This window comes from Actinomadura rubteroloni (assembly GCF_002911665.1).
Lineage (GTDB): Bacteria > Actinomycetota > Actinomycetes > Streptosporangiales > Streptosporangiaceae > Spirillospora > Spirillospora rubteroloni.
Genome location: NZ_MTBP01000004.1, coordinates 299,853 through 314,094, shown reverse-complemented (window position 1 = coordinate 314,094; position 14,242 = coordinate 299,853). Strand labels below are relative to the sequence as shown.

The 14,242-nt window shown below is 74.7% G+C and carries 13 protein-coding genes; 4 read left to right on the top strand and 9 right to left on the bottom strand.

All coding sequences use genetic code 11. The features are described from left to right. Positions 1–21: 21 nt before the first annotated feature. Positions 22–1,947: a 1-deoxy-D-xylulose-5-phosphate synthase gene (gene dxs, locus BTM25_RS25690; RefSeq protein ID WP_103565590.1), complete on the bottom strand. Its 1,926-nt coding sequence runs from the start codon at positions 1,945–1,947 to the stop codon at positions 22–24. 153 nt (positions 1,948–2,100) lie between these two features. Here dxs and idi point away from each other — a divergent pair, with 153 nt between their 5' ends. Continuing rightward, entirely contained in the window at positions 2,101–2,676 is a 576-nt protein-coding gene (idi, locus tag BTM25_RS25685; protein ID WP_103565589.1) for an isopentenyl-diphosphate Delta-isomerase, read from the top strand. Positions 2,677–2,997: 321 nt separating this feature from the next. Next, a complete protein-coding gene (locus BTM25_RS25680; protein ID WP_103565588.1) occupies positions 2,998–3,438 on the top strand; it encodes an ASCH domain-containing protein in 441 nt (146 codons plus the stop codon). Here BTM25_RS25680 and BTM25_RS25675 read toward each other — a convergent pair. From BTM25_RS25675 to acnA, 4 genes are all read right to left on the bottom strand, one after another. After that, positions 3,435–4,010 (bottom strand): mismatch-specific DNA-glycosylase, encoded by a 576-nt coding sequence (locus BTM25_RS25675; RefSeq protein ID WP_103565587.1) that lies wholly within the window; start codon positions 4,008–4,010, stop codon positions 3,435–3,437. The two genes, BTM25_RS25680 and BTM25_RS25675, sit on opposite strands and share 4 nt — an antisense overlap. Further along, positions 4,007–4,729: a sulfite exporter TauE/SafE family protein gene (locus BTM25_RS25670; protein WP_103565586.1), complete on the bottom strand. Its 723-nt coding sequence runs from the start codon at positions 4,727–4,729 to the stop codon at positions 4,007–4,009. Before BTM25_RS25670 ends, BTM25_RS25675 begins: the two co-directional genes overlap by 4 nt. Positions 4,730–4,778: 49 nt before the next feature. Then, on the bottom strand, positions 4,779–5,717 hold the full coding sequence (locus BTM25_RS25665; RefSeq protein ID WP_103565585.1) for an aldo/keto reductase: 939 nt from the start codon (positions 5,715–5,717) through the stop codon (positions 4,779–4,781). 119 nt (positions 5,718–5,836) lie between these two features. Then, positions 5,837–8,602 (bottom strand): aconitate hydratase AcnA, encoded by a 2,766-nt coding sequence (gene acnA, locus BTM25_RS25660; protein ID WP_103565894.1) that lies wholly within the window; start codon positions 8,600–8,602, stop codon positions 5,837–5,839. A 357-nt stretch (positions 8,603–8,959) separates the two neighbouring features. Between acnA and BTM25_RS25655 the strand changes: the two genes are divergently transcribed. Beyond that, positions 8,960–9,667 (top strand): PadR family transcriptional regulator, encoded by a 708-nt coding sequence (locus BTM25_RS25655; protein WP_103565584.1) that lies wholly within the window; start codon positions 8,960–8,962, stop codon positions 9,665–9,667. Further along, positions 9,664–10,164: a DUF1707 SHOCT-like domain-containing protein gene (locus BTM25_RS25650; protein WP_103565583.1), complete on the top strand. Its 501-nt coding sequence runs from the start codon at positions 9,664–9,666 to the stop codon at positions 10,162–10,164. Before BTM25_RS25655 ends, BTM25_RS25650 begins: the two co-directional genes overlap by 4 nt. Here the strand turns inward: BTM25_RS25650 and BTM25_RS25645 are convergent. From BTM25_RS25645 to edd, 4 genes are all read right to left on the bottom strand, one after another. Then, positions 10,161–10,772 (bottom strand): response regulator transcription factor, encoded by a 612-nt coding sequence (locus tag BTM25_RS25645; protein WP_146059151.1) that lies wholly within the window; start codon positions 10,770–10,772, stop codon positions 10,161–10,163. The two genes, BTM25_RS25650 and BTM25_RS25645, sit on opposite strands and share 4 nt — an antisense overlap. A 65-nt stretch (positions 10,773–10,837) precedes the next feature. Next, positions 10,838–11,458, bottom strand: a complete 621-nt coding sequence (gene eda / locus BTM25_RS25640) for a bifunctional 4-hydroxy-2-oxoglutarate aldolase/2-dehydro-3-deoxy-phosphogluconate aldolase (protein WP_103565581.1) — start codon at positions 11,456–11,458, stop codon at positions 10,838–10,840. Beyond that, positions 11,455–12,411, bottom strand: coding sequence for a glucokinase (glk, locus tag BTM25_RS25635; RefSeq protein WP_103565580.1), 957 nt, complete (start codon positions 12,409–12,411; stop codon positions 11,455–11,457). Before glk ends, eda begins: the two co-directional genes overlap by 4 nt. After that, on the bottom strand, positions 12,408–14,222 hold the full coding sequence (gene edd / locus BTM25_RS25630; RefSeq protein WP_103565579.1) for a phosphogluconate dehydratase: 1,815 nt from the start codon (positions 14,220–14,222) through the stop codon (positions 12,408–12,410). Before edd ends, glk begins: the two co-directional genes overlap by 4 nt. Between the last annotated feature and the right edge of the window lie 20 nt (positions 14,223–14,242).

Below are 14,242 nucleotides of genomic sequence, written 5' to 3'. Positions count from 1 at the left end.
TCCGTCCCGCGGGGCACCGGCTCACTCGTGGGCGGCCGACGCGCGCTCGCTGTCCTCCCCGGTGTCGGCGAGCCGGGTGGCGGCCTCGGTGACGTCCCGGGCGAGGCCCTGCGGGGTCAGCCCGAGGTCGGCGAGGATCTGCGCCCGCGACGCGTGGTCCAGGAACTCCTGCGGGATGCCGAACGTCCGGACGGGCACGTCGTTGCCGTGGTCGCGCAGCAGCCGCGCCACCGCGTCGCCGACGGCGCCGGTGCGGCCGTTGTCCTCCACGACCGCGACGAGCGAGTGCTCGGCGGCCAGCGCGACCAGCGCGTCGTCCAGCGGCTTCACCCAGCGCGGGTCGACGACGGTGACGCCGATGCCCTGCGCGGCGATCAGCTCGGCCGCCGCGACCGCCGTCGTCGCCATCGAGCCCGCCGCGACCAGCAGCACCCGCATGCCGTTGGTGCCGTCGTGCCGGGCGAGGACGTCCAGCGCCCCGATCCGCTCCAGGGCGGGCAGGTCGTCGGCGGCGGCGCCCTTGGGGTAGCGGACGGCGGTCGGGCCGTCCGCGACGGCGACGCACTCGCGCAGCAGCTCGCGCAGCCGCGCCCCGTCGCGCGGCACCGCGATCCGCAGGCCCGGCACCAGGTTCAGGATCGACAGGTCCCACATGCCGTTGTGGCTGGCGCCGTCGTCGCCGGTGACGCCCGAGCGGTCCAGCGCGAACGTGACGGGCAGGCGGTGCAGCGCGACGTCCATGAGGACCTGGTCGAACGCGCGGTTCAGGAACGTGGCGTACAGCGCGACGACCGGGTGCAGGCCGCCGGCGGCCAGGCCCGCGGCGGACGTGGCGGCGTGCTGCTCGGCGATGCCGACGTCGTAGACGCGGTCGGGGTAGGCCTCGGCGAAGGGCGCGAGCCCGACCGGGTGCAGCATCGCGGCGGTGATCGCGACGACGTCGGACCGTTCCGCCCCGATCTCGACCATCTCGGCGCCGAACACCGACGTCCAGGACGGGCCGCCGCCCTTGCTGACGGACCGGCCGGTGGCGGGGTCGAACGCGCCGCCGCCGTGCATGCAGTCCTCGGTGTCGTTCTCGGCGGGCGCGTAGCCCCGGCCCTTCTGGGTGATCGCGTGGACGATCACCGGGCGGCCGAAGTCGCGGGCGCGGCGCAGCGCGTCCTCGACGGCCGCCGCGTCGTGGCCGTCGATCGGGCCGACGTACTTCATGCCGAGGTCCTCGAACATCGCCTGCGGCTGCAGGACGTCCTTGAGGCCCTTCTTGATGCCGTGCAGCGCCTCGTAGGCGGCGTGCCCGACGACCGGAGCGCGCGGGACGGTCTTCTTGATCAGGTCCAGGGCCTGCTCGTAGCCCCGGGTGACGCGCAGCCCCGCGAGGTGGCTGGCGAGCCCGCCGATCGTCGGCGAGTAGGAGCGGCCGTTGTCGTTGACGACGATGATGACCGGCCGGTCCACGCCCGCCGCGATGTTGTTCAGCGCCTCCCAGCACATGCCGCCGGTGAGCGCGCCGTCGCCGACGACGGCGACCACGGCCCGGTCGGTCTCGCCGCGGAGCTGGAACGCCTTGGCCAGGCCGTCGGCGTAGGACAGCGCGGTCGAGGCGTGGGAGTTCTCGATCAGGTCGTGCTCGGACTCGGCCCGGCTCGGGTAGCCCGAAAGGCCGCCGCGCCGACGGAGGTCCGTGAAGTCGTGGCGCCCGGTCAGCATCTTGTGAACGTAGGCCTGGTGACCGGTATCGAAGAGGATCTTGTCGTGCGGCGAGGTGAAGACGCGGTGCAGGGCGATCGTCAGCTCGACGACCCCGAGGTTGGGTCCGAGGTGGCCGCCCGTCCTGGCGACGGCGCTCACCAGGGCCTCGCGTATCTCCGCCGCGAGATGAGGCAGTTGCGTGGCGTCCAGTCGTTTGAGGTCGCGCGGACCTTTGATCGACTCCAGCAGGGTCACGCGTTTCAACTCCTCCAGCAGGGCCTCGTCGGCCTCTGTTCGTCGGGCCGTTTCGAGTTTAGTCCGGTCACGTCCGCGCGGTGGCCTCGGCCGTCGCACCGCCGGGATCACCACACATCATCCGCATAACAACGATCAGGTCGGGGAACGCATATGGACGTAGAAGAAATCGTTCTGCTGAACGAGGCGGACGAAGCGGTCGGAACCGCGCCCAAGCTCGCGAGTCACCACCAGGAGACGCCGTACCACCTGGCGTTCTCGGCCTACGTGACGGACCCGGCGGGGCGCGTCCTCATCACCCGGCGGGCGCTCGGCAAGAAGACCTTCCCGGGCGTCTGGACGGGGAGCTGCTGCGGCCACCCCGCGCCCGGCGAGCGGCTGCGCGCCGCGGTCGCCCGGCGGCTCGGCGAGGAGCTGGGCGTGACCCCGGACACGATCACGCCGGTTCTTCCCGCCTTCCGTTACCGCGCCGTGGCGGAGGACGGGACGGTCGAGTACGAGCGCTGCCCGGTCGTGCGCGTCACCACCGCCGGGACCGGCGTCCGGCCCAACCCCGACGAGGTGGAGGACGCCCAGTGGTGGCCGTGGGACGAGTGCGTCGCGCTCGTCGGGCGTCCGGAGTCGTCGCCGTGGTACCGGCTGCAGATGGCCGAACTCGTCCCGCTCGGCCCGCCCGCCCAGTGGCCCGACCCGGGGACGGGGGGCCTGCCGCCCGCCGTCCTGTGGTGAGCGCGGGCTGAGGAGCGGGGGCTTCGCGCCGTCCGTCCGGGGCGCCGGGCGGACGGCCGGGGCCGTCGGTGAATCGACGGCGGGAGCGGCGGGGCGAAGGGTTTTTCGGCACCGCTCGGGGGACGGCGGTGGGGTGCGCCCTCTTGCCAGGGACACGTAAGGTGTGAGAAATCATCTTATGCATGATTTGCCGTTCGGAAGTGATTTTCCGACGTGACCTTTCCCAACGGACACACCGTCCCCGCCGGCCGGAGCGTTTTGCCTTATCTTTCCGGCCCCGTGCCCGTGGACGGCGGCCCGTCCAGCCCCGGAGGTGCCCGCGTGCAGGCGATCAGTGTCCAGCAGCCGTGGGCCTTCGCCATCGCGCGCGGCGGCAAGCCCGTCTCCAACCAGCCGGTGCCGACCGCCTACCGGGGGCCGCTGCTCGTCCACGCGTCCATGCGGGTGGACCTGAAGGCGTGCGACTCGCCGCTGGTGCAGAGCGCGGGCTGGAACCCGCGCGACCCGCTGGCGACGATCGGGGCCGTCATCGCGGTCGCCGAGCTGACCGGCGTCTGCGCCAGCGCGGCGCGGGGGCTCGGCGTGTGCCGGTGCGGGCCGTGGGCCGACGACGACGCCTACCACTGGCAGCTCGGGGACGTCCGGCCGCTCCCCCGGCCGATCGTGGCGCTCGGCCGCACGGACCTCTGGGAGCCGACCGCGACGCTGATCGCCGAGGTCCGGGCGATGCTCGCGGCGGCGGCCGTGCCGCGCGTGCCCTAGCCGGCGGCGGCGCGCAGCCGGGCGAACTCGGCGACGAGCGAGCCGCGGAACGCGCGGGGCGAGGGCTCCAATGTCCAGCCCGCGTTGAGGCCGCTCGGGTTCGGCAGGATCCACAGGCGCGCATTCCCGACGCGCTCCTCCTGCGGGCCGATCTTCGCGCGGGGGCGGCCGAACGCCGTCCGGTAGGCCGTGACGCCCGCGATGGCGATCCAGTGCGGCGCGTGCTCGGCGACGAGCGCGGCGAGGCGTTCGGCGCCCGCGCGCAGTTCCTCGTCGGTCAGCTCGTCGGCGCGGGCGGTGGCGCGCGGCGCGATGTTGGTGATGCCGAGGCCGAGCGGGGGCAGCAGGTGCTGCTCGGCGGGCGCGAACTGGCGGGGCGTGAAGCCCGAGCGGTGCAGGGCGGGCCAGAAGCGGTTGCCGGGACGCGCGAAGTGCAGCCCGGTCGCGGCCGAGTACAGGCCGGGGTTGATCCCGCTGAACAGGACGTGCAGGGGCTCGCCGGGGGCGGGCAGGACGTCCGGGACGAACCGGCCGTGGGCGGCGGCGATCTCGGCCTTGGTGGGGGGAGTCACCCGACCAGGCTACGCACGATCAGGGTCACCGCCGACGTGCCGACCACCACGAGCACGGCGACGCGCATCCGCCCGGCGTCCAGGAACCGCCGGACGGGCCCGGCGACGGCGAACCCGGCGAGCACGAACGGTGTGAGCGCCAGCCCGGCCGTCACCTGCCGCGCCGGCAACTGCCCGACCGCGCCGAGCGTGAGCAGCGAGACGAACGCGCCGACCGTGAAGAAGACCGCGAGCGTCGCGCGGACGCGCGGCCCGCTGTCGCGCTGGTAGAGCAGCGCGATGGGCGGCCCGCCGATCCCCGACGCCGTCCCGGTCGCGCCCGCGACGAGCCCGGCGGCGCCGAGCGTGCCGGGGTTGCGCGGGACGCTCGCCGTCCACAGGGTCGCGGCGAGCGCGGCGAGGACGACCCCGCCGATCATCGCCTCCAGCGCCCGGCCCGGCACCGAGGCGACCACCCAGACGCCGAGCGGCGTCCCGGCGGCGCGTCCGGCGAACGCCCAGCGCAGCCCGCGCAGGTCGGCGTGCCGGACCTCGCGGGCCAGGGTCGCGAGCGGCAGGACGGTCGCGGCGACGAGGATCGCGCCCGGCATCAGGTCGGGGAAGGCGAGCGTCACCACCGGCGTCGCGACGAGCCCGACGCCGAGGCCGACGCTGCTCTGCACGATCGCGCCGAGCAGCGCGGCCAGGCCGCCCACCAGCAGGAATTCCCAAGTCGGCATAACGTCGCAGGACGGTACACCCCCGGCTGAACGACCGGATCACACGGGGTCAGGCGGACGCCTCGGTGAGCGCGTCCACCTCCGCCGCCGTCAGCTCGATCCCGGGGAACCGGAGCAGCGGGCCGAGCTGCCCGACCGTCCGCGCGGACGCGATCGGCGCGACGACGGTCGGCCGCGTCGCCAGCCACGCCAGCGCGATCGACGGGATCGGAACGTCACGGTCGCGGGCGACGGCGTCCAGCGCGGCGAGCACCTTCGGGCCGCGCTCGGTCTCCAGGTACTGGGCGGCGCGTCCGGCGCGGGCGCTGTCCACGGTCTGGCCCGGACGGTACTTGCCCGTCAGGAACCCCGCCGCCAGCGCGAAGTAGGGCAGCGGCACGAGCCCGAGCCGGGCGGCGGTGTCCAGCAGCGGCCCCTCGTAGGCGTCGCGCTCCACGAGGTTGTAGTGCGGCTGGAGCGCGACGTAGCGGGCCTTGCCCTCGGCCTCGCTGAACGCGACGGACGCCGCCAGCCGGTCCGGCTCGATGTTGGACGCGGCGATCTCGCGGACCTTCCCGGCCCGGACGAGGTCGTCCAGCGCCGTGACGATCTCCTCCACCGGGACGTCCGGGTCGTCGAAGTGCGTGTAGAACAGGTCGATCCGGTCCGTCCCGAGGCGCCGCAGCGACGCGTCGGCGGCGGCCTTCAGCGTCTCGGGCTTCAGCCCCATGTAGTCGGGGTGCCGGGCGGCCTTGGTGGCGATGACGACGTCGTCGCGGTTGCCGCGCGCCGCCAGCCACTCGCCGATGATCGTCTCGGACTCGCCGCCCCGGTTGCCGGGGGCGAACGCGCTGTAGACGTCGGCGGTGTCCACGAAGTTGCCGCCGCCCGCGACGTACCCGTCCAGGACGGCGAAGGAGGTCGCGCGGTCGGCCGTCCAGCCGAACACGTTGCCGCCGAGCGCGAGCGGGAAGACGTCCAGGGATCCTATGGTTTTCAGGTCTGCCATACCTGGATCCAATCTCCGGAACCGGCGCGCTTATTCCACGCCCGGCCTACCCGTCCGCCGGCCCGCGAAGCGGAAGGGCCGCCCCCCGCACCGGGGAGGCGGCCCTTCACACGTTGTGGCTACTTGCGCAGCAGGTTCCGCAGGACGTACTGCATGATCCCGCCGTTGCGGTAGTAGTCGGCCTCGCCGGGGGTGTCGATCCGGACGACGGCGGTGAACTCCCTGCCGTCGGCCTTCACCGTCACCGTCTCGGGGACGCCGCCCTCGTTCAGCGCCTCGACCCCGACGATGTCGAAGGTCTCGGTGCCCGTCAGGCCGAGCGACTCCGCCGACTCGCCGGCGGCGAACTGCAGCGGCAGGACGCCCATGCCGATGAGGTTCGAGCGGTGGATGCGCTCGTAGGACTGCGCGATGACGGCGCGGACGCCGAGCAGCGCGGTGCCCTTGGCGGCCCAGTCGCGCGAGGACCCCGAGCCGTACTCCTTGCCCGCGAGGACGACGAGCGGGGTGCTCTGCGCCGCGTAGTTCTGCGCCGCGTCGTAGATGTAGGACTGCGGGGCGCCGTCCTGCGTGAAGTCGCGGGTGTAGCCGCCCTCGACGCCGTCCAGGAGCTGGTTGCGCAGCCGGATGTTGGCGAACGTGCCGCGGATCATCACCTCGTGGTTCCCGCGCCGGGAGCCGTAGGAGTTGAAGTCGCGGACGTCCACGCCGTTGGCCTGGAGGTACTGCGCGGCCGGGGTGCCGACCTTGATCGAGCCCGCCGGGGAGATGTGGTCGGTGGTGACCGAGTCGCCGAGCTTGGCGAGCACGCGCGCGCCGTGGATGTCGGTGACCGGGGCGGGCTCGTGCGCCATGCCGTCGAAGTACGGGGCCTTGCGGACGTAGGTGGAGTCCGGGTCCCACTCGAACGTGCCGCCGGTCGGGATGTCGAGGCCGCGCCAGCGCTCGTCGCCCTTGAACACGTCGGCATAGTTCTTGGTGAACATGTCCTGGCCGATGGACGAGGTGACGATCTCGGCGACCTCCTCCGGCGCGGGCCAGATGTCGCGCAGGTAGACCGGGCCGTCGGCGCCCTCGGCGATCGGGTCGTTGAGGATGTCGATGTCCATCGTCCCGGCCAGCGCGTAGGCGATGACCAGCGGCGGGGACGCCAGGTAGTTCATCTTCACGTCGGGGCTGATGCGGCCCTCGAAGTTGCGGTTGCCCGACAGGACGGCCGTGACGGCGAGGTCGTTGTCGTTGACGGCCTGGGAGATCTCCGGCTGGAGCGGCCCGGTGTTCCCGATGCAGGTCGTGCAGCCGTACCCGACGAGGTTGTAGCCGATCTTGTCGAGGTAGGGCGTGAGGCCCGCGCGCTCCAGGTAGTCGGTGACGGCCTGGGAGCCGGGCGCCAGCGAGGTCTTCACCCACGGCTTGCGGGTGAGGCCCTTCTCGACGGCCTTCTTGGCGAGCAGGCCCGCGCCGACCATCACGTACGGGTTGGACGTGTTGGTGCAGGACGTGATGGCCGCGACGGCGACCGCGCCGTGGTCCAGCTCGAACTCGGTGCCGTCGCCGAGCTTGACGGTGACCGGGTTGTGCGGCCGGGACCCGACGGTCGCGGCGGCGGCGCGCGGCCGGTCGGCCGGGCTGTTCTGGCTGTTGGCGGGCGAGTCCGACGCGGGGAAGGACTCGTCGCTTGCCTCGTCCGCCGGGCCGTAGCCGGTGGTGACGTAGTTGCGGACGTCGCGGCGCCAGGTGGCCTTGGCGTCCGACACCGCGATGCGGTCCTGCGGGCGCTTCGGGCCGGCCAGCGACGGGACGACCGTCGTCAGGTCCAGCTCCAGGTACTCGGAGAACTCCGGCTCGCCGGCCGGGTCCAGCCAGAGGCCCTGCTCCTTGGCGTACGCCTCGACCAGCGCGATCTGCTCCTCGCTGCGGCCGGTGAGCCGCAGGTAGGCCAGCGTCTCGCCGTCGATCGGAAAGATCGCGCAGGTGGAGCCGAACTCGGGGCTCATGTTGCCGATCGTGGCGCGGTTGGCCAGCGGCAGCGCGGCGACGCCCTCGCCGTAGAACTCGACGAACTTGCCGACGACGCCGTGCTGGCGCAGCATCTCGGTGATCGTGAGGACGAGGTCGGTGGCGGTGGTGCCCGCGGGCAGTTCGCCGGTCAGCTTGAAGCCGACGACGCGCGGGATGAGCATGGAGATCGGCTGGCCGAGCATCGCGGCCTCGGCCTCGATGCCGCCGACGCCCCAGCCGAGGACGCCGATGCCGTTCTCCATCGTCGTGTGCGAGTCGGTGCCGACGCAGGTGTCGGGGTAGGCGACGCCGCCCCGGTCGAACACGACGCGGGCCAGGTGCTCGATGTTCACCTGGTGCACGATGCCGGTGCCGGGCGGGACGACCTTGAACTCGTCGAACGCGGTCTGGCCCCAGCGCAGGAACTGGTAGCGCTCCTTGTTGCGCTCGTACTCGACCTGGACGTTGCGCTCGAAGGCGTCCGGCGTGCCGAAGTAGTCGACGATGACGGAGTGGTCGATGACCATCTCGGCGGGCGCCAGCGGGTTGATCTTCGTCGGGTCGCCGCCGAGGTCGCGGACGGCCTCGCGCATCGTGGCGAGGTCGACGACACACGGCACGCCGGTGAAGTCCTGCATGATCACGCGGGCCGGGGTGAACTGGATCTCGCGGCTCGGCTGGGCGGAGGCGTCCCACCCGGCGAGCGCGCGGATGTGGTCGGCGGTGACGTTGGCACCGTCCTCGGTGCGCAGCAGGTTCTCCAACAGGACCTTGAGGCTGTACGGGAGCCTGGCCGAGCCCTCGACGGCGTCCAGCCGGAAGATCTCGTAGGACCTGTCGCCCACCTGCAGCGTGCTACGGCTGCCGAAGCTGTTCGCGGACACGGACTCCTCCTCCGTCACCACCGCGCGGTCCGGTCCGGGACATGACGACGCGGCGCAATCTCTGGCTGTGGCGACCCCTGCGCGCGGCCCGGGTCCCGGGGGGCGTTCCCTCCGGGCCTCGGCCGCAGGGCCTCGTCTCTTCCCTGCATCCTGCCGTAGTCGCGACCCCGGGCATGACCCGGGTCCGCCTAACTTCCGCAGGAATTCTCTTGACGTCAAGCTATCTCTGATTTATCTCGACATCAAGTTACCGGGCCGGGCGGGGATCCCGGGAACTCCCCTTCCGTTCCGAGCGTTGGCGATATATCGTTGCTGTATCGCGAAGGATCACAGACGGATCGAGAGAAGGAGATCACGATGCGCGGATCCCCCGGCCCCGGCCCCGGCCCGTGGCAGGCCCTCGGCGCGTTCGCCCTCGGCGCCAAGGCCGCCCGGCACCTGCACGCCCATGCCCACGGCGACGGACCCGGCGCCCACGAGGGCGGCTTCGGATTCGGGTTCGGCGGCGTCCCGTTCGGCGGCCCGCCCGGCTTCGGCGGCTTCGGGCGCGGGCCCGGACGTCCGCCCAAGGCCCCGCGCGGGAACGTCCGGGCGGCGATCCTCAGCCTGCTCGCCGAGGAGCCCCGCAACGGCTACCAGATCATCCAGGAGATCGAGGAGCGCAGCGGCGGCGGCTGGCGACCGAGCCCCGGCGCCGTCTACCCGGCGCTCCAGCAGCTCGCCGACGAGGGCCTGATCGAGGGCGAGGAGGAGGGCGGGCGCCGCACCTTCCGGCTCACCGACGCGGGCCGCGCGCACGCCGCCGAGCACGCCGACGAGCTGGCCGAGCCGTGGGCGGCGATGACGCCCGCGTTCGGGGAGAACGTCCCGGACCTGTTCAAGGAGGCCGCGCAGACCGGCGCGGCCGTCATGCAGGTCGTCCGGTCCGGCTCGCCCGAGCAGGTCGCGCGGGCCCGCGCGGTGCTCGCCGACGCGCGCCGCGACCTGTACCGCATCCTCGCCGGGGACGCCCCCGCCGACGGCACCCCCGACGCCCCCGCGACGGACCCGGAGGAGCACCCGTGACCACCGACGACCTGCGCGTCGGCGACACCGAGCGCGACGCCGTGGCGACGGCCCTGCACGACCACTTCGCGCAGGGCCGGCTGGACCGGGGCGAGCTGGAGGAGCGGCTGGACGGCGTCCTGTCCGCCAAGACCACCGGGGACCTGCGGCGGCTCGTCGCCGACCTGCCCGGCCCGAACGGCCTGCCCGAGCCGGAGTTCCCGTTCCGGGCCGTCTTCGGGCCGCTCGGCGGACGCGAGATGCAGCACGCGATGCGGCAGGCGATGCGCACGCAGGCACGGGCGCAGCGCGACCTGCACCGGGGCTTCCGGCACGGCCGCCCGCACCACCACCGGCAGCGCGCGGTGTTCCCGCTCCTGGCGCTGATGTTCGCCGCGCTGCTGTGGACGGCCGGGATCGGCGCGGCGTTCGCCGCCGTGTTCACGATCGCGCTGGTGGCCTGGACGGGACGCGCGTTCGTCCACGCCCGGCGCCGCCACGGGTCGCAGCGGGTCTAGAGGCCCGCAGCGAAGGCGAGCAGCCCCGCCTCGACCCGGTCGGCGCACCCGAGCCGGCCGACGACGCGGGCGACGTGCCGGTCGGCGGATCCGCGGCGCAGCCGCAGGCACCGCGCGATCTGCCGGTCCGACAGGCCCTCGCCGAGACAGGCGAGGACGGCGGCGTCCGCCTCCGGCAGCGCCCGCACCCGGCCGAGCGCGGCCGGGCCGGGCGGCTCGCCGGGGCCGAGCACGGTCCGTCCGGCCGCCGCCGCGCGGACCGCGTCGGCGAGCGCGGCCCCGGTGAGCGCGCCGGGCACGAACCCCCGCGCGCCCGCGCGCAGCGCCCGCAGGACGTGCCGGTCGGGCCGCTCACCGGTCAGCACGAGCACGGCGGGCGGCCCGTCCCCGGCGAGCAGCCCGGCGAGGACGGCGAGCCCTTCGCGGGGCGGCCCGAGATCGAGCAGGACGACGTCGGGCGGCTCGCCGGACGTCTCCGCCAGCCCGGCGCCGGTCAGCGCGGCGGCCAGCCGCCCGGCGACCGCCGGGTCGCGCGCGGCGATCCGGACCCGGGGGACGGTCGGTGCAGGCGGTGCGGGCGGGGTGCCGCCCGTACGACGGAAGGCCACGCCGACCACGGTAGACGTCCCGCCGGAGAACACAACCCCTCCGGCGGGGGACGTCCCGGTGACCGTCAGCGCAGCGCGGCGGCGGTGCGGGCCAGCTCCTCGATCCGCGTCCAGTCCCCGGCGGCGATCGCGTCGCGCGGCGTCAGCCACGTCCCGCCGACGCAGCCGACGTTCGGCAACCCGAGATAGCCGGGCGCGTTCGCGAGCGTCACGCCGCCGGTCGGGCAGAAGCGGGCCTGCGGCAGCGGCCCGCCGAGCGCCTTCAGGTAGGGCACGCCGCCCGCCGCCTCGGCGGGGAAGAACTTCAGGGCCGTCACGCCCTCCTCCAGCAGGGCCAGCGCCTCGGACGCCGTCGCGACGCCGGGCAGGAACGGCACGCCGGTGTCGGCCATCGCGGCGCGCAGCGCGGGCGTGCAGCCGGGGCTGACGAGGAACCGGGCGCCCGCCTTGGCGGCCCGCTCGGCGTCCGCGCGGCGCACGACGGTGCCCGCGCCGACGACCGCGTCCGGGACCTCGGCGGCGACGCGCTCGATCGCGGGCAGCGCGGCGGGCGTGCGCAGCGTCAGCTCGATGACCGGCAGGCCGCCCGCGACGAGCGCGCGGGCGAGCGGGACGGCGGCGCCGGCGTCGTCCAGGACGACCACCGGCACCACCGGGGCGAGGTCGAGCAGAGAGTCGGCGTTCACGCGGCCTCCAGGGCGAGTTTGGCGGCGGCCCCGGCCAGGGCCGGGCCGGGATGGACGATCAGCCGCGTCGGGATCGCGGCCAGGTACTCGGCGACCGGCGGCTTGGCCTCGAACCGGGTGCGGAACGCGCTCGCGCGCAGCGCCCCCGCGATGCGCGGCAGGATGCCGCCGCCGAGGTGGACGCCGCCGCGCGCCCCGAGCGTCAGCGCGACGTTGCCCGCGTACGAGCCGAGCAGCGCGCAGAACATCGCGACGGCCTCGGCGCAGCGCCGGTCGTCCTCGCGCGCGCAGATCTGCGCGGCGGTGAGCGGACGGGCCGGGTCGCCGTCGAGCGCCGCCAGATACCGGTACAGGCGGGCGAGTCCGTTCCCGGACAGCAGCAGCTCGGCGGCGCCCGACCCGTGCTCGGCGCGCAGCAGCCGCACGACCTCGATCTCGCGGTCGGTGGCGGCGGGCGCGTCGACCTGGCCGCCCTCGCCGGGCAGCGGCACCCAGCCGGACGGCGTGCGCACGAGGCCCGCCGTGCCGAGCCCGGTGCCGGGGCCGACGACGGCGAGCGGCCCGTCGCCGGACGGGACCGGCGGGCCGATGTCGGCGACGTCGGCGGGGCCGAGGACGGGCAGGGCGCGGGCGAGGGCCTCGAAGTCGTTGATGACGTCCACGTGCGGGATGCCGAGCCGGGCGGCGACGCTGTCGGCGGTGTCGGCGGGCCAGCCCGCGTTGGTCAGCCGGAACCGGCCGCCCGCGACCGGGCCCGCGACGGCCAGGCACGCGGCGGCGGGCCGGACCCCGGACGCGTGCCGCTCCAGGTAGGCGGCGGCGGTCTCGGTGAGCCCGGCATGCCCGGCGGTGGGCAGGACGGCCAGGCGCTCGGGCGGGGCGCCGGGGCCGTCCAGCAGCGCGAAGCGGGCGTTGGTGCCGCCGATGTCGGCGACGAGCCAGGGGCGCGTCACCGGAACGTCCCGGCGCCCAGTTCGGCGGGGCCGACCGCCGCGCGGAACGCGGCGAACAGCTCCCGCCCGGTGCCGGCCGCCGGCCCGGGAGCGCCCCCGGCGGGCTCCCGGGCGGCCAGCTCGTCGTCGGGGACGAGCACTTCGAGCAGGCCCTTGTCGGCGTCGAGCCGGACGACGTCGCCGTCGCGGACCCTGGCCAGCGGCCCGCCCGCCGCCGCCTCGGGCGACACGTGGATCGCGGCGGGCACCGAGCCCGACGCCCCCGACATCCGCCCGTCGGTGACGAGCGCGACGCGGTGGCCCCGGTCCTGGAGGACCGACAGCGGCGGGGTGAGCTTGTGCAGCTCGGGCATCCCGTTGGCGCTCGGCCCCTGGAAGCGGACGACGGCCACGAGGTCGTGCTCCAGCTCGCCCGCCTTGAACGCGCGCTGCAACTCGTCCTGGGACGCGAACACGCGGGCCGGTGCCTCCACGACGCGGCGCTCGGGCGCGACCGCCGACACCTTGACGACCGCGCGGCCGAGGTTGCCCGTCACGGTGTGCAGGCCGCCGTGCTCGTCGAACGGGTCGGCGACGGGACGCAGGACCGTCCGGTCGCCGGACTCGGCGGGGACGGGCGTGTAGGCGAGCGCGTCACCGTCCAGCGCGGGGACCGAGCGGTAGTCGGCCAGGGTGGCGCCGCCGACCGTGCGGGCGTCGGCGTGCAGCAGGCCCGCGTCGATCAGCTCGCCGATGAGGAACGCCGTTCCGCCCGCCGCGTGGAAGTGGTTCACGTCGGCGGTGCCGTTGGGGTAGAGCCGGGTGAGCAGCGGCGTGACGCGGGACAGCTCGTCGAAGTCGTCCCAGGTCAGCTCCAGGCCCGCGGCGGCGGCCATCGCGACCAGGTGCAGCGTGTGGTTGGTCGACCCGCCGGTGGCCAGCAGCGCGACGACGGCGTTGGCGAACGCCCGCTCGTCCAGCAGCTCCCCGACCGGCGTGTACGCGGTCCCGAGCGCGGTCAGCTCCAGGACGCGGCGCCCGGCGGCGTCGGTGAGCGCGTCGCGCAGCGGCGTGCCCGGCGGGACGAAGCTCGCGCCCGGCAGGTGCAGGCCCATGACCTCCATGAGGAGCTGGTTGGAGTTCGCGGTGCCGTAGAACGTGCAGGTGCCCGGCGAGTGGTAGGACTCGGCCTCGGCGGCGAGCAGTTCGTCGCGGCCGATCTCCCCGGCGGCGTGGCGCTTGCGGACGGCGGCCTTCTCGGCGTTCGGCAGCCCGGACGCCATCGGCCCGGCCGGGACGAGGATCGCGGGCAGGTGCCCGAACGTCAGCGCGCCGATCACCAGCCCCGGGACGATCTTGTCGCAGACGCCGAGCAGCAGCGCCCCGTCGAACATGTCGTGCGACAGCGCGATCGCGGTGGCCATCGCGACGACGTCCCGGCTGAACAGCGACAGCTCCATGCCCGCGCGGCCCTGCGTGATGCCGTCGCACATCGCGGGGACGCCGCCCGCGAACTGCGCGGTGCCGCCCGCCGCCGCGATCACGGCCTTCAGCCGGTCGGGGTAGTCCTTGAGCGGCTGGTGCGCCGACAGCATGTCGTTGTAGGCGGACACGATCGCGATGTTCGGGGTGGCGGCGCCGCGCAGCAGCAGCTTGTCGCCGGGCGAGCAGGCGGCGAAGCCGTGGGCGAGGTTGGCGCAGCCGAGCGCGCCGCGCGCGGGCCCGGCGAGCCGGGCGTCGGCGATCCGGTCCAGGTAGGCGGCGCGGGTCGCGGCGCTGCGCTCGGCGATCCGGGCGGTGACGCGGGCGAGGACGGGATGCGGGCTGCTCACGGGTGACGCTCCTCGGGGCG

Bases quoted from the DNA above. Each gene is read 5' to 3' on its own strand.
- idi (WP_103565589.1), top strand. From the start codon at position 2,101: ATGGACGTAGAAGAAATCGTTCTGCTGAACGAGGCGGACGAAGCGGTC.
- BTM25_RS25670 (WP_103565586.1), bottom strand. From the start codon at position 4,729: ATGCCGACTTGGGAATTCCTGCTGGTGGGCGGCCTGGCCGCGCTGCTC.
- BTM25_RS25665 (WP_103565585.1), bottom strand. From the start codon at position 5,717: ATGGCAGACCTGAAAACCATAGGATCCCTGGACGTCTTCCCGCTCGCG.
- BTM25_RS25655 (WP_103565584.1), top strand. From the start codon at position 8,960: ATGCGCGGATCCCCCGGCCCCGGCCCCGGCCCGTGGCAGGCCCTCGGC.